This window comes from Acinetobacter sp. AR_0276, assembly GCF_003000705.1.
Classification (GTDB): Bacteria; Pseudomonadota; Gammaproteobacteria; order Pseudomonadales; family Moraxellaceae; genus Acinetobacter; species Acinetobacter nosocomialis.
In genome coordinates this window covers 2,794,327-2,818,631 of the sequence record NZ_PSQO01000004.1, presented here as the reverse complement: position 1 = coordinate 2,818,631, position 24,305 = coordinate 2,794,327, and the positions used below count along the sequence as shown (strand labels likewise).

The following is a 24,305-nucleotide window of genomic DNA, read 5'->3' as shown; positions in this document are numbered from 1 at the left end:
ATGTCTGCTGCCAAAATCGGATTACTGTCTCTTACAGCGCTGGTATTTAGTTCTATGGTGGGGTCAGGCGTATTTAGCCTTCCCCAAAATATGGCTCAAGTTGCCAACGGCTCTGCCCTTCTTATTGCATGGCTCATTACCGGAGTCGGCATTATTTTCTTGGCTCTCTCATTGTTGCATTTAACCCGTCAACGACCAGACCTAGACGGTGGTATTTATAACTATGCACGCGAAGGCTTTGGAGACCTCATCGGGTTTTGCTCGGCGTGGGGCTATTGGTTATGTACTACCATTGGTATTGTCGGTTATGTAGTGATTGCCTTTTCAGGTGTTGGCATGTTTACCGACAGCAAAGACCACGTTATTTTTGGTGAAGGTAATACACTCTACTCTCTGATTGGCTCAAGCATTTTTGTATGGCTGGTACATTGGTTAGTAAGCCGAGGTATTAAGGAAGCAGCCATTGTGAATTTACTGGCGACCATTGCCAAAATTATTCCAATGGTCGTTTTCATCTTCTTTACCTTTATTGCCTTTAAGTTTGATTTATTCAAACTCAACTTAAATGACTTTTCTTTAAAAGTTCCCCTTTGGCAGCAAGTAAAAGACCTGATGCTCATTACCCTTTGGGTATTTACCGGTATTGAAGGTGCAGTAGTTTTATCATCACGTGCCAAAAACCGTCATGACATTGGCAAAGCGACCATTTTAGGTGTGTTGCTGGCATTAAGTTTTTACGTCATGGTCACAGTATTGGCTTATGGTGTGGTGAGCCGTGAAGCGCTTGCAGGCATGCATAACCCATCTATGGCGACCATTTTGCAGCAACTCATCGGTCTACCAGGTACCATCATTATTACTATCGGCTTGATTATTTCAGTTTCTTCGTCTTATTTAAGCTGGACGTTATTTGCCACTGAAATTCCATTTTTAGCTGCAAAAAATGGCGCATTCCCTAAATTATTTTTAAAAAATAATCAGAACAATGTACCGATTTCATCACTATGGCTGACCACTATTGTGGTGCAAGGCTCCCTCATTGCCGTGTATTTTTTCAATAAAAACTACACTCAGCTTTTACTGATTTCATCGGTAATGATTTTGCTGCCTTATTTTCTGGTATCGGCGTTTTATCTTAAAGAATCGATTCGCCATAAACGCACGCCACATATTGCCATTGCAAGTGTCGCTTCAATCTATGCACTTTGGTTGCTTTATGCAGCAGGTTTAGACTTACTTCTGTTGTCTGGTGTGTTGTATTTGGTTGGCTTGGTTATTTTTTCAATTAGCTACTTTGAGCATAAAAAATCGCTCAAACAAAACCAGCTTAATTAATTATTTCAACCACTGTTGAGCCATTTCAGCAGTGGTTTTCTAAAAACAAAATTTCTATTTTGAAGGCTGCGACTGCTTTAAATGCAACCTTAAAATACGACGTAATTCTAAAATTGCCTCTGGGCTAGTTTGAATCGAATGCCCACCTTTAATAATCAGCTCCGACTGCTCCCCACCCAAATGCGAACTTTGATACGGCACAATTCCATCACTCATTTTTGACTTATCTGTGGTGCCATTTATATTGCCCATAATTGAGTGATAGACCACGTTAGACGATGGCTGAATGGCTTGGGTCAACTGCATAAAGTTAGAAGAACGACTTAAATTACTTGCTCCGTTTTCAATTAAACCTTTTCTGAGTTTTGTATTTTTCTCATCTCTCATTTCGACCGCAATAAAAAAGTCGGCGGGTAAACGAATAATACGGCGAGCAATTTGGGTAAACCATCGGTCAGCGTAGTCAGTACCATGATGCGGCGCCGAAACAAAAACAACCCGCTTAAAATAGGGCAAAGTTTTGAACTGAAAACGTTCTCGAATAACCGGATTTTCTTTTAAACGCTTTAGCTGTGCTTCATTCATTTTTTGCATGGCTTGCACTGCAACATCAGCATCGCTTACCAATAGGCGGCTAATCACTCCGCCCATACTATGCCCAACCAACACTGCATCGTGCGCAGCGTAACTGTCTTTGGCGACGTTTTGAAAAGCTTGATTCAGCAAAGAGTAAATCTGAAAACGACTTTCAAAAATCGGCATATTGGTTGAATAAAACACCTGCCAAACTTGATAGTTTTTTCTTAATTCGGCATCGCCCATAATGTCATTGGTTAGGCTTACCCACGCCTCTGGGCTACTTGCCAAGCCATGAATAAATACAATAATTTTTTTATTGGGATTAAAAGGTTCCAGCATATATAAATGCGGCATGATTAAATTGGCTTCTTTATTAATTAAAGACCAATAACCTGCTGCACCTAAATTATATTTTGATAGCCAAAGCCCATAAGGTGCCGAATAGTTGGCAGTGAGCGGATAGTCCACGCCTTCAACTTTTACACGGTCCTGTCGGTATGGGTCAAACATGGCAATTTCTAACTCTGCCCCATCAATGACTTGATCGGCTGTGGCCTTTTGTTTTGGGTAGGCAATGGCCGTGACCGGAAAGAAGCGTGGTAAATGAATATTGGGATTACTCTGGTGAGCATAAAAAGCGTCGGGGTCTAAAATAAAACCATGATTTACATCATGCTCCTTACGCCCCACAATAAATTCAGCGCCTAACCCATCCTTACGGTTGACGGTATTAAACCCTGAAAAGTTCATGTTATAGCTAGAGCGAAAGGTATCGATCTCAATGTTTTGTACATCTACTGCATGGTCAAAATTGACATGGTACTCATGCCCATCTGCTTTTAGTAAAGGTGGAAAATGAAGCGTATTTAAATGATTAAAATACGTGGTCATGAGCTTCGACAAGGCGACGTTATAAAAAATACGTACCTGATTTTGTCGATGGTCAAATACCCGATCAAAAGGCGACTCTTCAGAATCAAACAAATAGACATAGCTATAGCGCAAGCTTTTATCAAACAACGCCAGCTCTTGCTCGACACAACTGTTACTTTTAAGAGTGACATTACACTGGCTACTACGCCCAACATCTAAAGCTTTTGCCAAGTAAATTTCACTGAGCGCAGCATAGCGTTCTTCTCGGCTGCTATTTTCTGACAATCCCTGAATTTTATTTAAACAAACATTAAAATTTTGCAGACAAGACTTTTCATTTTCTTTGACCAAATACAGCAGGTTTTGGGTTTGATGACTTAAAGTATTATCAGTCAAAATACTTTCATTTTTACTTTTTAAAGCACTGCTTAAGTTACTTTCTTTTAAATGAATAACCTGACAACCGCTCAGCAGTCCCATTATAGTAAGCACTAGATAATGGCTGGATTTTGTCATTGTGCATTCCTTTCGCGAATGTATTTCCCCACTCATCATTATGCCCGTAAAGCTGTGAACGAACAATTTCAGCTCAACTTCGATTTTGCTTTATTGAAAAAATAAAACCCCGAATTTATTTAAATTCAGGCTATTTCAATCGCAATGTTTAAGCTTGTTTAAACTTCTGCTGTGAAGCCAAATAAGAAAAATAAAGGATGGGTAAAATAAACGGCGCTACACTCCAAAAGTCAAAATAGACATACAGTACCGCCCCCATTAAAGCACCAATCACAAAGCCAATGACAATACTGGCACTTTTAAACAGACTTGCCCGATTGGCCTCATTATTATTTTTAAGCAAGTTGGCAATATCAATCCCAAGCTGGGTGGTGTTGCCTGTCATCATGGTACTTGGGCTAATATTTTTAATGAGTGTTTTACTTGAAGTATTACGAATAGCTAAGGCAATTAAACCGAGACCACCTGTGATTGCAACCGTAATCGCATCGGCATTTTTAAATGGCTCGAAATAAAGCCCAGCAACCATAAAGGCAAAGAGAAAAATAGCCTCAAATAAAAATAAATAAGACAGCGTTTTGTGTTTAGCCTGACTTCGGTCAATTAAAAGTTTGGTAATCACCACCGTCAAAATAAACAATGGAATAGCCGCAAGTTTAATCCAGACACCTGTACCGCCCTTCACTAAAGCCGCTCCTGCCAGTACCAAGTTACCCGTTACGTGCGCGGTAAAAAAACCAAATAACGCAATAAAGCCAATGGTATCAATTGCCCCACCGACCATAGTCAGTAAAACAGGATCTCGACATAGCGCCCATGTGCTTTGTGTTTCTTGTTGAATTGAGGTCTCTGGCATTACCTTTCCTATCAAATATTGGTTTTTAATTAGAAAATTTTTGTCAGAAATTTAATATAAATTCCATTCATTAATAACAACAGATCTTAAAGTAAAAACCTAGCTGTTCATTTTAAGACAGAGTGTATTTATACAAGATACAATGCAATTGGACTTTTTATTTTTAAAGATAAGGGATTTTAAATGCATCACTAAGATGCATTTAAAAAGTTCTCTGTTAGTTGAGCTTGTTCATAAGCATCAATAAACTGCGTTTGCGGTATCTCTTGTTTAGGGGCACTACAAGTTACTTTCTGTTCGGCAGCTTTTTTATCCCGCTCTTCTCCACTGGCACTACGACGTGACTCATAGACCCTTCTTTGACGGAAATAACTAAATGGTTCTACGTTACTTAAAAAACCATACTTAGAGTCATGAACATAATTTAAATAGAATTTTTTAATATCATCACTGACATTTGTATTCCAACTCTCAAATTGCCAATCTTCGATACTAATCATATATTCATATGCAGTTGAGACAGGTGAAAAAACTCTAAAAATATTAAAACCATCTTTCTTAGAAGCAGTTGCTTCTTTTAGTTTCTTCAACCTTTGCATTTCAGTTGCCATATCGGATGGGCCAACTGGTATGTATTCACGAAATTTATTTTCCTGACGTACACGCTCACTCACAGAAAGTTCTTTTCCAGCACGGGCAATGGTACCATATGCACTGTAATAAAGTTTCATACACCCTTTAATCTGCTCTTGAACACTTCCTTGACTCGGCGTAGCTGCTTTTACAGCATCATAATATTTTTGAGAGTCTGGTTGAATTTCAAACTGTTCTTTGAATAAATCCTTAAAGTTCTGTTGCAGTTCTTCATAACTATACATTCTGACACCTGCTTGTACAGCGTCATCAAGCATATGTTTTAACGGAATTCGGGCAAAATTGTCATTTACTCCCTGACTATCTGGTTCATACCCCCCACCCACGTCAGAATGTACCCCCGGATATACCACCTCTTTCCAGTTAGGGTTTGCTAACTTATTGTCTTTATGAATAACATCTACTGGGAAAGCAAAGCGCAGTTCATTACCAGCGATATAATGTGAACAGTTTTGAACCCGCTCATCTACCACCAAATCACGTTCTAAAAAAGGTAAGCTATTGCTTAAATTTGTAGCAGGCAAACCAAATGAAGCAACCGTATCGAAAATTCCTAAAAACTTAAACTCAATTGGATATTTGCCTTGTCCATAGGTAAGCCCATCGCAGTTTGATTCACACTGCCCTATAAATTGATTTGTAAATGCACGGGCAAGTGCAGCACCACGCGAAAAACCAAACACAGAAATATTAATTTTCTTAATTAGTCTGTGATCTTTTAAATTTTTGTCGACTTCTGCAAAGCTATAATTCTTTTTTTCACCTACATATTTTTTAACATCTTTTTCTGCCTTTTGTGCATTAAAAATTAAGACTTGTTTTAAAGCATCATTTAACTGGTCTTCACCATAATCTAGTCGTCTTGCACCACCTAAACCAACGCCCATACCTAACAGGCTATAGTGATCCTGAAAGTCAGAAATCGCTCTTTGAAAGATATTTAACTCAGCATTAAATCTGGTTCCAACACCAGAGACATATATTGCATAATCATTTTTTGCTTCGTTTTTATCACTATGTGTTCGAGCATTACGCCATAAACGGGCAGGATTGGACCATTTTTTTTCTTTTTTATCAGCATCCTCATTATTTCCAGTACCATCAAAAAAAACTGAAATATTCACGACATCGCGACAATCTTGCTTGCAAGATGGCTGATTATTTGCAACATCATTATTTATATTAACTGTACGTTTTAATTGAACGGCTAACATTTATTGACCCTCTCTTTTTATTTTTTCTCTCCACTTCATCCCCTTTTCTGTTGGGTCAGGCCAATTATTTGAAGTCGTTATTTCTACAGTATCATCAGGATAAATATGAGCTGCTAAATATTTTTTTCCTTTTAACTGTTCTTTCGTAATAATTACCTGATTTTTAGCAGCATGTTTTTCACCCGTATTTGCATCTTTCCATGTAATGATTTGCTCTCCCACTTTAATTGGGTTAGTAGATATTGCTTTACCAAATCCTCCTCCAATTTCAGAGCCATTTACTTCCATCATATAATCTGTATATCGAGGATCATATTTAAAAGATGTTGTCGCCATATAATAAGTTGCATTTGGACCAATACCTGCACAACCAGCTGCACTCAACATTAGACTTACTGGTAATAACAATATTTTCTTTAAACTCATTTCATTAAACCTCTCTCTGTAACCCAATTATTAAATTTATAAAAACTTATGATTCTTATAAATTTAAGAACTTACAATAAGTTTATTTACTCACTAATTAAAAAGTGAAATATATACCACCTTACGAAAATAATATTTATGAATTTCCTCATCATTTAATATTTTTATCCTATTTAAATTTTATATTCATTGTATAAGTCTTTTAATTTATATGAATCTTCTTCCAGATTTCAGTTCGCCAATCTAATCCCTTTTGAATAGGTTCAGGCCAATCATTTGAAGTTGATATTTCAACCGTATCATCGGGATATAAGTGAGCTGCTAAATATTTTTTGCCTTTTAACTGCTCTTTGGTAATAATGACTATATTTTTTGAAGTATGTACTTCCCCTGTGTTTGCATCTTTCCATGTAATTGTTTGTGGTCCCAATTTTACTGGTTCTGAACTCATCCCCCCACCAAAACCAGCTCCAATTTCATAACCATTTAATGTCACGTCATAGCTTGTATAAGCAGGATTATAGTTAAAAGATGTGGTTCCCATATAATAAGTTGCATTTGGACCAAAACTAGCGCAACCAGCCATACTTAACATCAAGCTCATAGGCAATAGTAATATTTTCTTTAAAACCATAGTATTTAATCTCTTTACCGTCTGAATTGGTCTAATAAGCTAAGACCTTTTTCAGTTGGCATAGGCCAGTTATTTGAAATCGTTATTTCTACGGTATCATCAGGATAAAGATGTACAGCTAAATACTTTTTACCTTTTAACTGTTCTTTTGTGATAGTCACTTGATTTTTAGCAGTATGTTTTTCACCTGTGCTTGCATTTTTCCATGTAATGACTTGTTCTCCTACTTTAATTGAACTAGTAAGGGTTGCATTCCCAAATCCACCTCCAATTTCAGAACCATTCATCTTAACCATATAACTATTATATGAAGGATCATAATTAAAGGATGTTGTACCCATATAATAAGTCGCATTTGGACCAAGGCTAACACAACCTACAAGACTAAATATCAAACCAAGTATTAAAAATAATCTATTCGACCGTTGCATTTTATTCATCATAAAATTTATTAGCTCGCATTTGCTACAAGTTGGACCATCACTTCATCCATAGATATTTTTTTATCTTTTAAGCGTTCTAGTTTTTGATTTAACCCTTTATCTGTTAAAAAGTTTTCTTTATAAATCAATTTTAAACAAATAAAATTTAAAATATCTCGTGTACCAAATAAGTTATACGCTCTAGCCTCAGGAATAGATTTAATAACAAATTGATATAATTCATTATCTGTCATATCAATAATAAGAAATTCATTATTGAGTTTTAAATAATAAATAAGATTATCAGGGAAAGTTGCCTCAACCATCATTTCTTCTTGTTCAACGGTAAAATGTAAAGGAACTTGCACATAAGGTAATTGTTCAACCCGTTCGTTTATTCCCCAAATTACTTGAAGTTTTCCTAACCTATCCCAATACCACCAACTTTGAAGAGGAGTAAGTAAGTCTTCAATCTGCTGAGCATTAAATACAGGCCCTTCGACATACAAAGTTTTATTTTCTTTATGGCCAACCAAGGTAGCTAAGATTACAGGGTCCCAAAATGCCAAAAACATTTCGAGTCCACCTTCAAATTTTACTTCTAAAAATTTTCGTAGGTGGTCAAACAAATAATTGAAGGACAAAGGGCTTACTATAATTGTCATGCGAGGCGTGCCTGCAATATTTTGTTGTATCCATTGCCATTCTTGTGATGAAAAATCTTGAGGGAGTTGAAGTAAATGAGGAGACACCGCTTTTGCTTCCTCACCACTCGCTTCTAACAAAAGGCATTTTTGACGTAGGTGCTCAAATTTCTTTAAGAAACTATTATCTTGTGCAGCATCTGCAAGTGTAAAAACGTTTAATCCAACTTCTGCTAAAGAGTGTTGCTGGAATGTTTTAAAAAATGTCTGAAGCGGTAATTTAGCAGCCATTTATTGACCATCTCCTTTGTTTATAAATGCACCTTTTTGTGCTGCTCGTCTCGCCAAACATTCCCAACACACGTTATTTGGAAAAATCGGTAAGGTCGGTGCTTCACTTGCTCCAGTTGTAAAAAGATGCTGACCAGCTTTAGCTGTAAATTTTTGCGGAGTAATTACTGTTACACCTGATGCATCAATTCTTAGTGCACTCTCTTTAGCCCTTAAGACAATTTCTTTAGGACTATTGATTTCAACTTTTCCTTCTGATGAAGTAATTTTGATATCTAATCTTGCAGATGCATCTAGTACATTATCTTGAGCCTGAATATCAAACTTACCTTTAGCAGCATAAATTTTTAAATCTTCTTGTCCTGCAAATAAGCTTACTTTTTTCTTCGCATTTAAAATTAGATTTTCATCTGTACTTGTATTAATAGATTTTCCACTACCAAGCGTAATGCTTTCAGATGCTTGAATATGGATATCTTTTCCTGATGTTAAACCAATACTTTCAGGAGCAGCTAAAAGTATGAGTGCATCTTTCATGGCTTTTAGGTCTTTCCATTGAGATTCTATTTTTTTGATATAGATCTCAACATTTTGAAGCATATCTGCTGCCTCAGCTTGCTGCTTACCTGCATATTCAGATAAAGCTTTCATACGCTCCAAGCCCTCGGAAAGATTTTCAATCGCTTCCTTTGCTTCGAGTTGTGTTTTTTGAGCACCCGGTTGAATGAAAGTTGAAACATATAGTCCTTTACTACGAATCGCACCAGATAAATCAGACCTTAATTCAAATCCCTGACCTCTTCCATCACTTTCAGCCTGCTCTTTAGGATGACTTAAATTACCTAAATTTAATTGACTTGCCCCATGACTACTATGGAGCTGAGTACTAATTTGCCCAGTCGTATCATCAAACCGAAGTTGGTTAAAACCAGACCCACTTACTTCTTTAGTACGAATACCACTTAACTTTTTGGTATCCGGTAGCTGGCCTTTAATATCAAATTTGGTAGGTGACCGTTGCCCTTCATGGACTCGCCCTGTAACAAATGGACGGTCAATATTTCCATCAAAAAAGTCAATTACGACGATTTCACCCACTCGTGGCAAAAAGCGTGCACCGTATCCTTCCCCTGCCCATGGCGTTAATACATCTACCCAAGCCGAGTCAGTATCATTGTCATTGCTTCCTGCACCTCCATCATGTTGATGGTCATCGGTAGGGGTGAATAAAAAACGAACCTTGATACGCCCCCATTCATCTACATGAATTTCTTCTCCATCTAAACCCACTACTTTGGCCCGTTGCACATGGGCCGAGGGACGATGTATTAATGGGTCAAACTCTGGAACAATATCGATATAGCGGCGTACAACCATGAGTTCATTGGCTTGACGTTCTTGCGCTCGATCATGACTGACTTGCCAATGGCTCAAACTTAATAGTTGTTCAACTTGATCACGTATATCTTTTGGTAAATTGTTCTGGTTATAAAACCGCTTACTTAAAATCAAAAACTCTTTATCAGAACTTTCATGATTTCTTTCAAGTTCAGGATGTTCATTTAACTTGAACCAATAACCAACTTGAGCATCTCGTACGCTGCTTCGAGCAATAAAATACTTTGCCTGCAAAGCTTGATATTGATTTAATTGTTTATTTAGTTTTTCAATCTGACTATTGCTTGAAGTGGTTGCCTGATCTTCTCCGTTCAAGTCCGTAATCCAAGCAGGTGCAATTGTCCATGCCTGTTCAAGACTTAAACTTTCATTATCACGTTGTGAACTATGCTGATGTGCGCTTAAAACACTTCCACTTGCATCTTCTTGACTTAAGTTATCTGCTTGCCAACGTTGAAGATGGATTGCCGTGGGCTGCAGCTGTCTTTGTGCAATAAAACTGGTAATACTGTCATTTTGTTCAGTTGCATCGCTTCTATGATAGCGAATAGCTCGACGCTCTAAGACTTTATATTCATTATTATGATCAATAAGGCGTAGTTTTTGAGGCTCAATCGTCTGGCTATTACTCAAGACCATAGACTCTGATTCATCAATTAACCAGTTGATACCCTCTTCCCGCATGAGACGGGTTAAATACGCATAATCACTTTCATTCGACTGCATAGAAAAAGGTCGAATATCATAATTCTTAGTTAAGCCACTGCTATCTAGTTGTAAGCTTGCGGCAAATAAAGAACTTTTGTTTTGCCACTCTTTAAAAATAATCTCAATAATTTCTACTGCACTTTTATTCATAAACACCCGACTATTACGTCGTTTGTGCCATAAACTGGTCGCATCTTGCATAGTCAGTTTATATAAACAAAGTGCGCCATCACTTTGCCCTTGACTCGCCCCTATGATAATTCCTGTCGTTCTAAATAATTTGCCTGAATCTGTTACTTGTTCTACGGCAACTTGGCATCCAATAAATTGTTTTAAAGAAATATAAGGGTTTATTGATAAGCAAATAAGCTCAGCAGAAAGCCCTTCATTTATAGAATGAAAGCCATCAATACGTTGTAAAAAAACCTGATTATTTATTTCAGGATTAGTAAAATAAATATGTAGAGCCCGTTTTTGTGAAGCAAAACCAATTTTATCTAAGAAATCAAAAATATTATTTAACATTGTTATTTTAACCACAAATTAACTTACTCATATTAACAAACAGATACAAAACCATCAAACAAGTAAACATGCGAATTTTTAGTAAATTTTAATAAAATCAAAGATATAAATATAATAATATTTTTGTATTAAAAAGTTATCTTAAATAAATTATTTCACTTTATTGAATAAATATTCTGCAATATTTTTATTATTAATTAAAAATAAAATATTATTAAAATTTTACTTAATAATATTCATTTCAAAAACATAAATGCTTCTATCGTCAAATCAATTTGGCCTCTAAAACCGCTCCGACTATGATGAAACAGTGACTTTTACTTAAAATTTATAGTTGCGCGACCTGTCTGTGTATTTATCATCGTTTAGAACGCCAATACTCCCCAAAACTCATGCAGAAGCTTGGAAGGTTAAGTCTACAAAGCCCAGAAGTGCCGCGTGATTTTGTAAAAACCATGCTGCGTACGATGCAGCAGTGCCAGTCATGAAGTTACAAGTTTTTTTAAAGCAAATCGGCAAGATTCCTGATTTCTTCCATCACCGCCTTACACGCAGGCGTTAAATAGCCATGTTTAGAAATAGACAAAGAAATATAACGCTTGAGCGCGGGGTTAATAATTTTTGCAGCTTGAATTGGAGTGTATTGGCTAGCTTTCTTTAACGCTTGCGGCCCCAGCATGGTATACATGCGAGACTCGGAAACCAAATGGGTTTGTAAACTAATCGAATCGGCTTCAAACACAATATTCAGCTCTACCCCATTTTCATAAGCCATGTGGTCTAAAAAATTGCGCCAGTTACTTGGCCTGCAAAACGTGACCAGCGGTAACTGGCTTATCTTTTTAAAGTCGACTTCATTTTCACGAGTTAACACATCTCCTTCACAGCCGACCAAATAGGTATCGGCTTGGGTAAGGTAAACATCGCCCTGTTTAGGCGTTGGGTTAAAGCGATAGAGTATGGCTAAATCGACGCTGCCATCTTCTAGCCATTTTTCTAAATGCACGCCTTGCCCTTCACGTACTGAAAGTTTAATTAGGGGATATTTCTCTTGAAGCACTTTATACAAAGTCGATAACAACGGATGTGCTGTAGACGGTAAGCTAGCTATGCGCACCGTACCAATTGGGGTGTCGGTCGAGTGCAAAATTTCATTATTCAGTTGGTCGGTTACGTTCAGCCATGAACGAATTTTAGGAAGTAAATGCTGGCCTAAATCGGTGAGTTCTACGCCGCGTCCAGTTCGGTTAAATAAACGTCCGCCACATTGGGCCTCAAGCTCGTTCATTTGCCGACTGATTTGCGGTTGGTTGGTGTTATGCAGCATCGCGACTTTACTTAAGCTACCGAGTTCCACCGCATCTAAAAATATTTTCCATAATTCATAATTCATCGATTCTTCCTAAATCGTAAATAGGCAGCATTTTGAGCCATACATTTTCAGTATAACTGAAATTCAAGAATTGGTAATTCCTACATAGCTCACCTATTTCTATACTCCAATCATGTTCTCTACAACACGATTTAAGTCAGATTAAGAACCAGAGAATATTTAATTACACTGTATAGGAAGTACGATTATGAGTTTAGATTTACGTGGATTAACCCCAGCACCTGTGACTCCTTTTACCCGTGACGGACAAGTAGACCATGATGCAATTCAACGTTTAGGTTCATGGTTAGGCAGTATTGATGGTGTGAAAGGCTTGGTTGTTCTTGGGCATGCAGGTGAAGGAACATTCTTGTCGCAAAAAGAACAAATGCAGGTCATCGAAAGCTTTGTTAAATCGGTAGATGACAAAATTCCGGTAATCGCAGGGATTACGCTCGAAGGTACTTCGGTTGCAGCAGAAGAAGCAAAACGTGCAGTGAGTGCAGGTGCTTCAGCAGGTTTGATTTACCCTTCACATGGCTGGTTGCGTTTTGGCTATCAAAAAGGCGCACCACAAGACCGCTATAAAGCGATTTATGAAGAAAGTGGTTTGCCATCTATTTTATTCCAATATCCAGATGCAACGAAGGCCACTTACGACCTAGACACTCTACTTGATATTTCTGCACAGCCGGGCGTATTTGCCATGAAAAATGGTGTGCGTAACATGCGCCGCTGGGATGTCGAAATTCCGATTATTCGCCGTGAACGTCCAGACTTACAGGTGTTGACGTGCCACGATGAATATTTGCTTCACACCATGTTTGATGTAGACGGCGCTTTGGTTGGCTACGGCAATATTGCCCCTGAACTATTAATTGAAATGATTAAAGCAGGTAAAGCCAAAGATTACGCCAAAGCACGTGCGATTCACGACCAATTATTACCAGTGACTCGCAATGTTTATCACCGCGGTTCACACATGGAAGGAACAGTCGCACTTAAACATGCACTGGTTGCTCGCGGAATTTTGGACCATGCCACTGTGCGTTCACCTCTGCTTCCACTAGCAGATGGTGCTGAGCAAGAAATTCATGATGCAATGCGTCAAGCCGGAATTGGCAAGGTCGATTTAACCCAAGCCGTTGCTTAAATTCCATTCGGGCTAGCATATACGCTAGCCTTTTTTTCCTGTACGCTGCCTGAGGCCAAACATCGGGCATGTCTCTTAAAAACAATAATAAAAAGCATGCAAACTGTGGTGAACAGGTAGTGCGAAATAGAACAACAAAACTACGAGGAATGTAGTGATAAGGAGATATAAGATGACAAATCTAGCGGATGTAGAACAAATTAGTCATCATCAAAAAAATGCGGAAATTATTGCAAGACTCGAACGGCTACCCGTCACCGGACGATTGCAATTTATGCGAATTACCATCGGTATCGCGACCTTTTTTGACGCTTATACTGTTCTTGCGATTGCCTTTGCTTTACCCCAACTCATTACCGAATGGCACCTCACGCCTGCCTATGTCGGTGCGATCATTGCCGCGGGCTATGTCGGGCAACTGGTCGGTGCGATCTTTTTTGGTTCTCTTGCCGAAAAAGTCGGTCGTTTAAAAGTGCTGTCTTTTACCATTTTACTGTTTGTGGCAATGGATATTTCTTGTCTGTTTGCGTGGAGCGGAATGTCGCTGTTAATTTTCCGTTTCTTACAAGGCGTTGGTACAGGTGGCGAAGTGCCTGTTGCGAGTGCCTATATTAATGAGTTTATTGGTGCAGAAAAGCGCGGTAAGTTTTTCTTGCTCTATGAAGTTTTATTTCCACTCGGTCTTATGTTTGCAGGTATGGCAGCGTTTTTCCTGATGCCAATTTACGGCTGGAAAGTCATGTTTATTGTGGGCTTAATTCCATCAATCTTGGTCATTCCTTTACGGTTTTTCTTACCTGAGTCACCGCGTTGGCTTGCCTCAAAAGGTCGTTTTAAAGAAGCCGATCAAGTCGTCAAAAGCTTTGAAGACGGTGCCATCAAAAGCGGTAAAACTTTGGCTGAACCTGTGGTTAAAGAAATTAACCCGCAAGGCATGGCAAAAACCGACTGGCGCGAGCTATTCCGTGGTATTTACCGTAAACGTACCTTTACCCTGTGGGGCATGTGGTTTTGCGTATACATGGTGAACAATGCCATGGTGACTTGGCTGCCATCTCTCTACAAACAACACTTTGGTCTGTCGCTGCAAACCAGTTTGGGTTATGGCTGGATTACTTCGGGCGTAGGTGTGATTGCTTCTATTATCTGTGCGTTAATGATTGATAAAGTCGGTCGCCGCCCTTGGTACAGTGCAGCATTTTTCTTGGCGATTATTCCACTCATGAGCCTTTCGATTTTAGGCGCAAAATCGGCCATGCAAGTGGTGATTTTAGCAACGCTGAGTTATGCCATTTTGCAGACTATTTCATTCTCTTTATATCTTTACGCTGCCGAACTTTACCCAACTCGCCTCCGTGCGATGGGCATTGGTTTTAGTACTGCTTGGCTTCGTGCTGGCTCTGCAATTGGGCCTGTGATGGTGGGCCTCGTGGTTGGTGGCTATGGCATTCAATATGTGTTTAGTGTGCTGGCTGTTGTGGCACTCGTTGGTGGTCTGGTGACATTCTTGTTTGCCATTGAAACCAAAGGCCAAGTGCTCGAAAAACTATCTCCTTAATTCATCCATTTCATAAAAAAGCTTGCCTAACCTCAGCGTTAGGCAAAGGGCTTATTCATGCTTAAAAAAGGAATTTAAAATGAATAAATATTTGCTATGGGGCTGTATCGGTTTAGGCAGCGTGAGCAATGCTTATGCAGAGCTTCCTCAAGAATTTGGCAAGTTAGAATTAAAACTCAACACCCGTTACTGGAACGATGAAGGCACCGCCCACCCCACGCTTGCGAACCCTTCGCCTTCGTCGAGTGAATATGAGCAAAGTGCCTTAGGCCTGGAGTTAAATTATCAGTCACCTTACTTGTGGGACTGGCTTGGGGTAGATGGTTCAATCTATGCAGTCACCAAGTTATTTGACTCTGGCAAGCCTAGTGCTCAGCTTTTAGAAGTCGAAAATAACGGCAAGCTTGATCAAAACTTTGCAACTTTAGGGCAGCTCTACATCAAAGCAAAACTCGGCGACAAAGGTGAAATTAAGTTAGGCCGCCAGTTGTACGATTCGCTGTTGCTTAAAAGCACCAACAACCGCGCGGTACCCGACACTTTTTCGGGGGCGAGTGGTCAGTTTCAGCTGAATGATCAGCTACAGACTTACATCGCCTACTATGATCGCTGGAAACCGCGCAGCATGGACTCATTTGAAAAACTGGTGACTGAAAATGACGAGCGAATTGATTATGTCGGTTTGCTTGGTGCCAAGTATCAATACAAAAACTGGAGCGTGAATGCCGAATATTTAAATAGCAAAGATTATTTAAAAAAGTACGGGGCGATTGCTCAATATAAATTGCCTCTGCATAGCCTTGTGTGGACATTCAACACGGGTGCTTTTTTCTCGCGTGATGATGGCAAGCTGTTTAAATGCAGTGCCGAGTCCGAGCTGGACTGTGTCAAAGGCCAAGACATTAACAACCGTGGCAATGGTTACTTTGTCGATGTAAATATGGCCAAGAATAATCTCGAAGGTGGCATTGCCGTTTCAAAGTTTGATGGCTTTTGGATTGAAGATAACTTTGCCGTGCATTCCGACCGTAACTCGGTTTTAACGCAAGACCACGGCACCAACCCGTTTCCGACCTCGGCGACCATTGGCCCTGATTTTACCAATAACGATGAAACCGCCGTTGCCCTTCGCTTGAAATATAACTGGAAAGACTACGTGAAAGGTTTAAAAACCGAGGCGAAGTATATTTATGGCTTTGGCGCGCACCAAAGTAACATCAGCAGTGATATTGAGGGTAAAGAGCGTTACTTTGACTTTACGGTGAGTTATGCCTTGCCGTGGGTGAAAAACTTAGATGTGCGTTATTCATTTTTGCATTATGAGTCAAAATTTGAAAATGCAAACCTAGGTGAAAAAATAAATGGCATGTCTCGGAAAGATTGGGACCAGCACCGTGTATTTATTAATTACCGTTATATATTTTAAGAACAAGCTAAACGTTTAGTTTAGCTTTATTATTTTTATTAATTTACGGCTTTAAATACATTAACTTTTGAGCTTAATTAAAATATAAATTTATATTTAAAATTTTTATAATATTTTATTTAAATTGAATTGACCTATTAAAAACTTATGATTATTATGGTCTCGCTGGCCTACATTGCCAGACGGTTTTAGCAGACCGTAGATCCACGGCGGGTTATAGTTCTACTATAAGTCGTTAGACCCTTGCGTCCCTTTTCTTTGCGGTAGGACGAGAGGGGGACGCGCTTGCGCGTGCTGGTTCCATGGATCCCAGTCTGCTAACCCCTTTTCGTTCTACCACCCTAATCAATTGACGGTGATTTTCGGTGGTAGAGCTCCATAAATTCTAAGGAGTTGACCATGCCACTATATAAACTTATCCCCTCTCCCTTATAAACTTTTTATTTATTTAAAATTTAGGTTTTCTATTATCTAAATTTTCAAATTTATAAATTATTTTTATTTTAAAATTTTAATCATTTTATTTTATTGCTTTTATAGGCAGGTTAACTATTGCCTAAAAAATGATTTTAAAACTTAAAATATAGCAGTTTATTTTTTCTCATTGAGATATCCCCAAATCATCACGAGAATAATATGAAATTTTATAAAACTATTTTGGTTTTAGGCCTTGTTGTCGGCGATTACGGCGTTTCGGGTTGTGACCTCCGCACGCAGCAGGAGTTTGAAAAAATTTGCCTGTCGGGTGGGCACACCCAAGCCAGTTGCGACTGTATTTACCAACGGCTTGAACAAGTGTATTCACCTCAGCTTATGCAACGCCTAGAACATGTCAGTTTGCAAAGTCCTGCTCTCCCACAGGACTTTGCCCCTACTTTTTTTAGTGTGATGCGGCGGTGCGATAAAAACGACATGGGCTAAGCGTTTGGCTTAGCTCCCTTATCTCTGTGTCGCAATGGTGGATGACTGATCCTAGCCAAAATAATGGACAGTACTTCCCTCTAAAGATAACGTAACGTTAACTTTGGAGATCCAAGAAATGGCCAAACGTTTTAGTGCTGAATTTAAACAGCAAGCAATTGATTATGCACTTTCAAACTCACACGAGCCTATAGCTGCAATCGCCCAGAAATTAGGTGTGGGTTATTCAACTTTAGACAAATGGATTCGTGAAACCAATCCAGTGGGTTCAAGCAAACGTCAACTTTCACCAGAACAACAGCGGATCTTGGAATTAGAGAAAGAAGTCAAACAGCTCAAGGAAGCCAATGACATCTTAAAAAAAGCGCATGTGTACTTTCTAACAGATCATGCCAAGAAAAGTACACGGTAATTCAAGATCTAGATATGAATGAAGTCACGGTATCTTCTGCCTGTAAATACCTAGGTGTCAGCACTTCAGGCTATTATGCCTGGCGAAAACGTCAGGCCAATACGGTAGAGAAATATAATGATTTAAAAGCCGTATATTGGCAGCATCATGCACGATTGGGTGCACCTTCATTGGTACATGACATGCATGATTTAGGTTACAGCATGAGTGAACGCACTGTTGGAAGAATGCTGAAAAATCTGGGTTTACGCAGCAGGATTGCGCGTAAATACAAGCATACGACTGATTCAAACCATCGTTTGCCTACAGCACCCAATCTGTTAGAGCGTCAATTTACAGTCATTCAGCCTAACAAGGTTTGGACAACGGATATTACCTATATCCGTACCAAGCAAGGTTGGCTGTATTTATGTGTGATGCTGGATCTATTTAGTCGTCGTATCGTGGGGTGGCAAACCAGCCATCGAATAGACCGCCAGTTGGTGTGTGATACGTTTAACTATGCAATGGCTCGTCAGGGTTATCCAACTGGTGTTATGGTTCATTCGGACCAAGGTTCACAGTACTGTAGTCGTGATTTTAGAGCGCTGTTACTGACAAATGATTGTACTCAGAGTATGTCTAGACGTGGAAACTGTTGGGATAATGCAGTGACTGAAAGCTTCTTTCATACATTGAAAGGTCATGTGGTCCATGGCAGTGTGTTTGCCACTCGAAAAGAAGCGAATGCTGTCTTGTTTGACTATATTGAGATTTATTACAATCGGGTCAGAAGACATTCTGCAAATGGCTGGTTAAGCCCTGAAGCCTTTGAGAAGAAATATTTTAAGAATTTAGAGGGATTTGTTGTCCACGATACTGTCTAGGATCAGACATTCTGCAAATGGCTGGTTAAGCCCTGAAGCCTTTGAGAAGAAATATTTTAAGAATTTAGAGGGATTTGTTGTCCACGATACTGTCTAGGATCAGACTTTAAATCAGCGCAAAAAATTAAAGTTCTGTTGTGGCACGGGGGCCTTGGGGGGAATTTCGTTACTTCCTTTTCTAAGGATTTATTCCTACCATTTGTCTTGAAGTATCTAGGTTAATCAAAAAACTTAGTCTATTCTTTTTACATAGAAAGAATACTCAAAAAAATTAATCAGTTGATTTTAAAAAAATTGTTCATCTAAAATTTAATATTTCAAAGCGAGCCATTTCTATGTCAATTGAAGATTTCTTTATAAAAGACTCTCCCTCTAAGAGATATCTTTTAATGAGCTTAGCCCTATTCATGTTAATAATGGCTTTAATTGCTTACTTTAAGGAAAAATTGGGATTTGAATATGTATTTTCACTTATTGCAGGGTACGCCTTAATATTCTTTATTTTAAAAAATGCAGCATTACCACTTTTCCCCCCACTTACGGAAAAAAGTAGTGATGCAAACGCTATGGCTAGAACAACAATAGCAATTGTTTATATCCTTGCTTTCATAGCTCTAACTATTTCTTATTCTTTATAATTAATTACTCTTCAATTTTCTTGCTTCGCTCTACAGTAATATATTCATTTGGAATCACTAACTGCTTTTCTATATCTTTCACTTTGTAAGAAACTAAAGTACTTTTACCAATGCCTTGAAATAACACTTTAACATCTTTAAAAATAAAGGTTTTATACTGATTCAGCTCCTTAGTTGTTGTTTGTGGCAATTCAATTAAATTTGCATACGGTTCTTTAATATATAAGGTTGCCTTTTCTATTCTTACACCAGTTTTTTCCATAGTGTAATATAAAAAAATTTTGCCCACGTCTTCAATCAAAGACATAAAGATTAGTGGAGTTAGAATAAGAAAAAGAGCTGACTGTATAGAATTTTTAATCCATATTTCTAATTGCTTTAACTTTGTTTCTGCAAAATTTTTTAGATTTTTACTCGCTTTAGGATCATCAATAATTTCTCTTAAATTTTCAAACTTTAAACGGTATTCTTTGACTCTCTTCTGATTAACATAAAAAGCATAATAAGAGAAAGAAATTAGACTTATAGTAATGCCAATATAAGCATTAATTTTCCAATCTAGGAAAAATAAACCACGAATAATGTAGAGAAGGTAAACAGATACGCCCAATGTAATAATACTAATCTTTGGAAATGGAAGTTTTTCTCCGATTTTGATATGAGATGGCAGATATCTATCAACCACACTTAAGATGAAATAAGTCACTGGCAGTAAAGAAATACCAAAGAAAAATAACATCATGCAGAATGCGGTATAAACAATAGAAAAAGCTGCAAAAATCAGTAAAAAAATAAGTGTATCGCCAAAGCTAATTTCTGAAGGGATATAGCTAATTGTTAAAAGGTATGCAACTAAGCACAACACTCCTATTGCAACTATCGCTTTAGTCATTGTCAGCGCAACTTCATGCCACTGCCTCAGATTATTTACACATCTCGTTATAAAGTTGTTCATTTGATCTAACCAAATCTTATAAATTATTTAAGAATCGATGATTACCCTTTCTTAAACCGCTCCCCAGCGGAGTAATCATGTTTTGAAATTTCCCCAATTTTCAGAGTATGTTTTCACATATTATTCAAAAACTATCCGATATATCTCTTTCTTATCAATCGTTTAAAGTTTACTCTCAAAATTTGATAAAGAAATAGATTTTATAAAGTCATATGGCTTATCTAAATTAAATGGAATAACCCGCAGCATAGCTTGATCATTTTGAACATTAAATTTAAAGCAAATTTCGTCTTCAAACTTATTTTTATGATAAGGATAAATTAGAATTACTTCACTGGCATGGTCTAAATAATAATGACTATAGGCAAACATTTGTTGCACATCACTATCTTTCAATCCAAAGCGTCGATTTCGATCATTTTGGTCTAATAATTTCCATTTGGTATCTAAAATAATTTTGTACGGGGAACACTTGTGCTGAATATAAATATCAGGTTTCAATCTAAAAAGTGGTTTTTCATTAAAAGTACAAATATGTTGATTCGATACTTGTGTTTTTACATCCCACTCTTTTAACTCATGATGTAAATGATAAGCAACATAATGCTCAAAAAGTTTTTCCATAGGAAATAGTAAACTCATCCCACGCCAACCACCATGAGTAGATACAGGCATATATTCACTTAAAATCAGCTCAGTCCATGGTCTTATATCTACATATAGTGCGAGTAAACGCCCTGATTGCCACTGCTTGAAATCTTGAACTATATTTTGACTCTTTGGAATTTCTCCAGTCATTAAGCGAAGCTCTTGAGCAAGTTTCCAATTTTTAGAGCTTCGTGTTTTTTTACAAACGACATCTAATGCAGTTTTAATTAACCTATTTTCAGGGCGATCAACTTCATAGATGTCGTGTTCAATCGGAAAAATATGCTTTCTTGCTGGGGATTGTCGCATATGTTTGACATGCAGTAATTGTCCTCTTAAGTACTTTTGTTCTTCCTGAACACGTTGATAATCAAAACGCAAACCATATTGAATAAGTTTTTCAAAATTACAAAGAAACTGTTCTATGATCCACTCATGTATAGGTTGTTTAAAGCGATTTAGGCTAGCTTCCCCAGCATCACGGTATGGTAAATGTAGAGATACTTTGAGCATCTTTTTTAAGAGCTCGCGTTCTTTTTCAATCGCAGTTTGATTAGACTCACTAAGAATTATATCAACATGCTTGGGCAATATTTCAATACGCGTACCACATCTGGTTTCGATAACTCCAACATATTGATCTAGTCTAAGCTTTCTATGCCCAGCTAATTCAAATACTTTTGCCCCATGTTTTGAAAAAGAAGCTGAAAGTTCGCACAAATATTCAAATGCAGATTTAGGAATATAAGCGTGATCGAGTGTTGACTGAGGACATCCATCATAAGCAATACTTATGAAAGCATATTCTCTAACGGTAAAATCAGACATGCCTCTTCTCAATTAATGCTTAATAATCTTTGCAAAGCTTTGAATATTATCAAATTCACTTTCTACCAAATTCCATATTTTTTGTTCATCAAAGAAACCTATTTCTTCTGTATTAACGTTTGGAAAAATCTTTGATCTTTCTAAAGAAGTAGCTTCCAACATACCATTCCTATTTAATACCATATTAATTTTTGACCAATCATCAAAAAAATATTCTTGAAGTTGTGGAATAATTTTTTGTTTAAAAATTTGAGCCAATTCCTCTACTGTCGACTGGCTATTTAGCGACATAAAGTTAGCATGCCCAATGCAATGATCTCGATCCAACAGTACTTCAATACGTTGGTTAATAACTGTAAGCAATTCAGAAATGTTTACAGACATATTCACGCCTTCTTGATTTACGGCATTAATCTGAATAGGTTGTCCATTTTTATCTTTAAGTAAATCTGGTCTAGGTGGCATTTCAATAAAAGTGAATCGACGGCGTAGGGCAACATCTAAACCGGTTAATGAACGGTCAGAAGAGTTCATAGTACCGATAATGTAAAGATTACTTGGTACAGTGAATTCCTGTTTAGAATATGGCAAAGTGACAGATAGTTCTTCTTCTGCCCCTGTACGTTTTGATTCTTCTATTAAAGTAATTAACTCACCAAAAATACGAGAAATATTCCCACGGTTTATTTCATCAATAATTAAAATATAAGGTTCTTGAATATAATCAGATTTATATTTTTCTTTTTTTACTTCTTGGCGTAGCTCTTTCGCGATTGCCCATTCATAACTTTTATTTGCAATTATTTCATCTGATTGATCTTTGAGATATCTAGCAATTGCTGGATGAGATAATGAGGTTGTACTGCCTTTACCCGATACCGCTCGTGCAGCAAGTTTTCCATTTTGGTTTAATCTTAATATAAACTCATAGCCAGTCTTTGTAAAAAATGAAGTTTCCTGTTTTTTGACTTTTTCAATTAACTCATTTAGTGCTTTTTGAATACTCTCATCACTAACGTAATCATCACCAAAATCAATCCTTTCTTTCTCTTTTTTTATATTTTCACAAATTCTTTTAAATATGCCCGATATTATAGGGTAGTGAACAATATATTCATTTTTTTCATTTTTTTTACTTTCTGCACGAATCCCCTCTACAAAATCCTCGTAACTGAAACTTTGATGAAAAGTTACAAACTCTATTCTTCCTTGTTCTCTGTACTCGTCAAACTGTTTTTTTAAAACTTTACGACCAAGTTTTCTTTCTTCGATTAAAATTTTCTCTAAGGAACTATTCTTTATAATTGAAAGTGCATGATTGATCGTATGGTATGTCTTACCTGTACCAGCAGCGCCAAATAAAATACGGTTTAAAGGTTGTGCTATTTCTTCCATTTGACTTACTTCCAGCTTTGATGCTTCCGAGCTATCTTGATTACTTTCATTTAACTCATCCCACCAATTACAAAATGCCTCAAGTTGCTGCATGTTTGTAACTATCACTTGTACAAACTCATCATTTCTTGTGAGTGTTTTTGTACTCTCTAAATTACTATTAGGACTTTTTCCTTTAAGAATTGAATTTACTTGTAATCCTTTTATATATTTAGGTGGTATACATTTAAGAAATAGTCGTGGACTAGATTTATCAAAATTTGTTGTTTCTAAAGCTAATTCATAGTTATATTTATTTTCTATAACAAATAAATATTCAGTATTTTTTTCAAATTCAGGATAACGTTCATGCATATAATCATATGCAATTTGCGTATTAAACTTATCTTTTGGATTTGCTTCCAAATATTTTTGAGTCAAAGCACTATTAAAATCAAATAAGTCCTGATCTCCTTTCTCGCTTATTAATTGCTGGTACGCCTTCTCTATGGTGAAATCTTTATCTTTAAGGCCTACACCAGTTAAATAACGTAATCTTTGCTCAGCAAAAGTTGGAATAATTTTTAAGTTATTTCGATCTTGATATAAAAACGCGATTTTCCACTTCACTGTTTTAATTAGATCTATGTCTTCTATTTTATGAAGATCATTATTCTGAATCGCTTTAATTACAGCTAAAATTTGAGTCTTTACATGCTGAAAAGCACTCTCCTTGGTGCGACCATAAGCAACTCGCCAAGCATATTGATCTTCATAGATATTATTTTTTGTATTTGATTTAGCTGTTTGATCTTTTCTACTATAAATTCCAAATATAAAAGAAGATGTACCCGAAATAGTTGCAAGTGGTTTGGTTCTAAACTCAACCCAATTCATAAATGAATCAGGATCACCAGCTTTGGTATATTCTTCTAATGTCATTGCTTCTACTCGTTGTACAGGCCATGACTCTAAAAACTCATCCCATAATTGATAAAGTTCATTACTATTCATAAATTATTCACTAAATACTATTTATCTATAACTGATTGAGGTACTAATCAGCTTTCCCCTTTTTT

The 24,305-nt window shown here is 37.3% G+C and carries 19 protein-coding genes and 1 pseudogene; 8 read left to right on the top strand and 12 right to left on the bottom strand.

Annotation, left to right across the window (positions count from 1 at the left end):
- Positions 1-1,335, top strand: a complete 1,335-nt coding sequence (locus CSB87_RS14320; protein ID WP_004888299.1) for a basic amino acid/polyamine antiporter — start codon at positions 1-3, stop codon at positions 1,333-1,335.
- A gap of 54 nt (positions 1,336-1,389) precedes the next feature.
- On the opposite strand, the gene CSB87_RS14315 is transcribed toward CSB87_RS14320, so the two are convergent.
- From CSB87_RS14315 to CSB87_RS14280, 8 genes are all read right to left on the bottom strand, one after another.
- A complete protein-coding gene (locus CSB87_RS14315) occupies positions 1,390-3,303 on the bottom strand; it encodes a lipase family alpha/beta hydrolase (RefSeq protein WP_004888301.1) in 1,914 nt (637 codons plus the stop codon).
- Between the two features lie 148 nt (positions 3,304-3,451).
- Positions 3,452-4,159: a YoaK family protein gene (locus CSB87_RS14310; protein WP_004888302.1), complete on the bottom strand. Its 708-nt coding sequence runs from the start codon at positions 4,157-4,159 to the stop codon at positions 3,452-3,454.
- Positions 4,160-4,350: 191 nt separating this feature from the next.
- On the bottom strand, positions 4,351-6,027 hold the full coding sequence (locus CSB87_RS14305; protein WP_004888305.1) for a T6SS phospholipase effector Tle1-like catalytic domain-containing protein: 1,677 nt from the start codon (positions 6,025-6,027) through the stop codon (positions 4,351-4,353).
- The gene (locus tag CSB87_RS14300; RefSeq protein WP_006581205.1) at positions 6,028-6,453 is read right to left on the bottom strand and encodes a hypothetical protein; all 426 of its coding nucleotides are present in this window, start codon (positions 6,451-6,453) and stop codon (positions 6,028-6,030) included.
- Positions 6,454-6,655: 202 nt separating this feature from the next.
- Complete coding sequence (locus tag CSB87_RS14295; protein ID WP_004888312.1) at positions 6,656-7,087, bottom strand: hypothetical protein; 432 nt, start codon at positions 7,085-7,087, stop codon at positions 6,656-6,658.
- Between the two features lie 14 nt (positions 7,088-7,101).
- Positions 7,102-7,530 carry a hypothetical protein gene (locus CSB87_RS14290; RefSeq protein ID WP_004888313.1) on the bottom strand — a complete coding sequence of 143 codons (429 nt, stop codon included), beginning with the start codon at positions 7,528-7,530 and terminating at the stop codon, positions 7,102-7,104.
- 8 nt (positions 7,531-7,538) lie between these two features.
- Positions 7,539-8,444 (bottom strand): DUF4123 domain-containing protein, encoded by a 906-nt coding sequence (locus CSB87_RS14285; RefSeq protein ID WP_106105084.1) that lies wholly within the window; start codon positions 8,442-8,444, stop codon positions 7,539-7,541.
- Entirely contained in the window at positions 8,445-11,075 is a 2,631-nt protein-coding gene (locus CSB87_RS14280) for a type VI secretion system Vgr family protein (RefSeq protein WP_106105083.1), read from the bottom strand.
- 329 nt (positions 11,076-11,404) lie between these two features.
- On the opposite strand from CSB87_RS14280, the pseudogene CSB87_RS20270 reads away from it, so the two are divergent.
- A pseudogene (locus CSB87_RS20270) lies at positions 11,405-11,563 on the top strand (hypothetical protein); the annotation flags it as partial.
- Between the two features lie 14 nt (positions 11,564-11,577).
- Here CSB87_RS20270 and CSB87_RS14275 read toward each other — a convergent pair.
- A complete protein-coding gene (locus CSB87_RS14275; RefSeq protein WP_004888317.1) occupies positions 11,578-12,468 on the bottom strand; it encodes a LysR family transcriptional regulator in 891 nt (296 codons plus the stop codon).
- A gap of 187 nt (positions 12,469-12,655) precedes the next feature.
- Here CSB87_RS14275 and CSB87_RS14270 point away from each other — a divergent pair, with 187 nt between their 5' ends.
- The 6 genes from CSB87_RS14270 (at position 12,656) to CSB87_RS14245 (ending at position 19,421) form a co-directional block, all read left to right on the top strand.
- The gene (locus tag CSB87_RS14270; RefSeq protein WP_000050871.1) at positions 12,656-13,600 is read left to right on the top strand and encodes a dihydrodipicolinate synthase family protein; all 945 of its coding nucleotides are present in this window, start codon (positions 12,656-12,658) and stop codon (positions 13,598-13,600) included.
- A gap of 172 nt (positions 13,601-13,772) precedes the next feature.
- A complete protein-coding gene (locus CSB87_RS14265) occupies positions 13,773-15,158 on the top strand; it encodes an MFS transporter (protein WP_004888319.1) in 1,386 nt (461 codons plus the stop codon).
- Between the two features lie 79 nt (positions 15,159-15,237).
- Entirely contained in the window at positions 15,238-16,584 is a 1,347-nt protein-coding gene (locus CSB87_RS14260) for an OprD family outer membrane porin (RefSeq protein ID WP_004888321.1), read from the top strand.
- Between the two features lie 636 nt (positions 16,585-17,220).
- The gene (locus CSB87_RS14255; RefSeq protein ID WP_004888322.1) at positions 17,221-17,505 is read left to right on the top strand and encodes a hypothetical protein; all 285 of its coding nucleotides are present in this window, start codon (positions 17,221-17,223) and stop codon (positions 17,503-17,505) included.
- 118 nt (positions 17,506-17,623) lie between these two features.
- A protein-coding gene (locus CSB87_RS14250) for an IS3 family transposase (protein ID WP_085945698.1) occupies positions 17,624-18,783 on the top strand; the annotation gives its coding sequence in 2 pieces (ribosomal slippage) (positions 17,624-17,858 and positions 17,858-18,783; 1,161 coding nt in all).
- A 335-nt stretch (positions 18,784-19,118) separates the two neighbouring features.
- Entirely contained in the window at positions 19,119-19,421 is a 303-nt protein-coding gene (locus CSB87_RS14245) for a hypothetical protein (protein WP_004888323.1), read from the top strand.
- Between the two features lie 4 nt (positions 19,422-19,425).
- Here the strand turns inward: CSB87_RS14245 and CSB87_RS14240 are convergent, their stop codons facing one another.
- The 3 genes from CSB87_RS14240 to CSB87_RS14230 form a co-directional block, all read right to left on the bottom strand.
- Complete coding sequence (locus tag CSB87_RS14240; RefSeq protein ID WP_006581380.1) at positions 19,426-20,376, bottom strand: hypothetical protein; 951 nt, start codon at positions 20,374-20,376, stop codon at positions 19,426-19,428.
- Positions 20,377-20,538: 162 nt separating this feature from the next.
- Positions 20,539-21,852, bottom strand: coding sequence for an McrC family protein (locus CSB87_RS14235; protein WP_004888326.1), 1,314 nt, complete (start codon positions 21,850-21,852; stop codon positions 20,539-20,541).
- 12 nt (positions 21,853-21,864) lie between these two features.
- Positions 21,865-24,240: an McrB family protein gene (locus CSB87_RS14230; protein ID WP_004888328.1), complete on the bottom strand. Its 2,376-nt coding sequence runs from the start codon at positions 24,238-24,240 to the stop codon at positions 21,865-21,867.
- Positions 24,241-24,305 lie beyond the last annotated feature (65 nt).

Excerpts from the sequence above, each read along its gene's own strand:
- CSB87_RS14320 (WP_004888299.1), top strand. The coding sequence starts at position 1 with ATGTCTGCTGCCAAAATCGGATTACTGTCTCTTACAGCGCTGGTATTT.
- CSB87_RS14315 (WP_004888301.1), bottom strand. The coding sequence starts at position 3,303 with ATGACAAAATCCAGCCATTATCTAGTGCTTACTATAATGGGACTGCTG.
- CSB87_RS14310 (WP_004888302.1), bottom strand. The coding sequence starts at position 4,159 with ATGCCAGAGACCTCAATTCAACAAGAAACACAAAGCACATGGGCGCTA.
- CSB87_RS14305 (WP_004888305.1), bottom strand. The coding sequence starts at position 6,027 with ATGTTAGCCGTTCAATTAAAACGTACAGTTAATATAAATAATGATGTT.
- CSB87_RS14300 (WP_006581205.1), bottom strand. The coding sequence starts at position 6,453 with ATGAGTTTAAAGAAAATATTGTTATTACCAGTAAGTCTAATGTTGAGT.
- CSB87_RS14295 (WP_004888312.1), bottom strand. The coding sequence starts at position 7,087 with ATGGTTTTAAAGAAAATATTACTATTGCCTATGAGCTTGATGTTAAGT.
- CSB87_RS14290 (WP_004888313.1), bottom strand. The coding sequence starts at position 7,530 with ATGATGAATAAAATGCAACGGTCGAATAGATTATTTTTAATACTTGGT.
- CSB87_RS14285 (WP_106105084.1), bottom strand. The coding sequence starts at position 8,444 with ATGGCTGCTAAATTACCGCTTCAGACATTTTTTAAAACATTCCAGCAA.
- CSB87_RS14280 (WP_106105083.1), bottom strand. The coding sequence starts at position 11,075 with ATGTTAAATAATATTTTTGATTTCTTAGATAAAATTGGTTTTGCTTCA.
- CSB87_RS14275 (WP_004888317.1), bottom strand. The coding sequence starts at position 12,468 with ATGAATTATGAATTATGGAAAATATTTTTAGATGCGGTGGAACTCGGT.
- CSB87_RS14270 (WP_000050871.1), top strand. The coding sequence starts at position 12,656 with ATGAGTTTAGATTTACGTGGATTAACCCCAGCACCTGTGACTCCTTTT.
- CSB87_RS14265 (WP_004888319.1), top strand. The coding sequence starts at position 13,773 with ATGACAAATCTAGCGGATGTAGAACAAATTAGTCATCATCAAAAAAAT.
- CSB87_RS14260 (WP_004888321.1), top strand. The coding sequence starts at position 15,238 with ATGAATAAATATTTGCTATGGGGCTGTATCGGTTTAGGCAGCGTGAGC.
- CSB87_RS14255 (WP_004888322.1), top strand. The coding sequence starts at position 17,221 with ATGAAATTTTATAAAACTATTTTGGTTTTAGGCCTTGTTGTCGGCGAT.
- CSB87_RS14245 (WP_004888323.1), top strand. The coding sequence starts at position 19,119 with ATGTCAATTGAAGATTTCTTTATAAAAGACTCTCCCTCTAAGAGATAT.
- CSB87_RS14240 (WP_006581380.1), bottom strand. The coding sequence starts at position 20,376 with ATGAACAACTTTATAACGAGATGTGTAAATAATCTGAGGCAGTGGCAT.
- CSB87_RS14235 (WP_004888326.1), bottom strand. The coding sequence starts at position 21,852 with ATGTCTGATTTTACCGTTAGAGAATATGCTTTCATAAGTATTGCTTAT.
- CSB87_RS14230 (WP_004888328.1), bottom strand. The coding sequence starts at position 24,240 with ATGAATAGTAATGAACTTTATCAATTATGGGATGAGTTTTTAGAGTCA.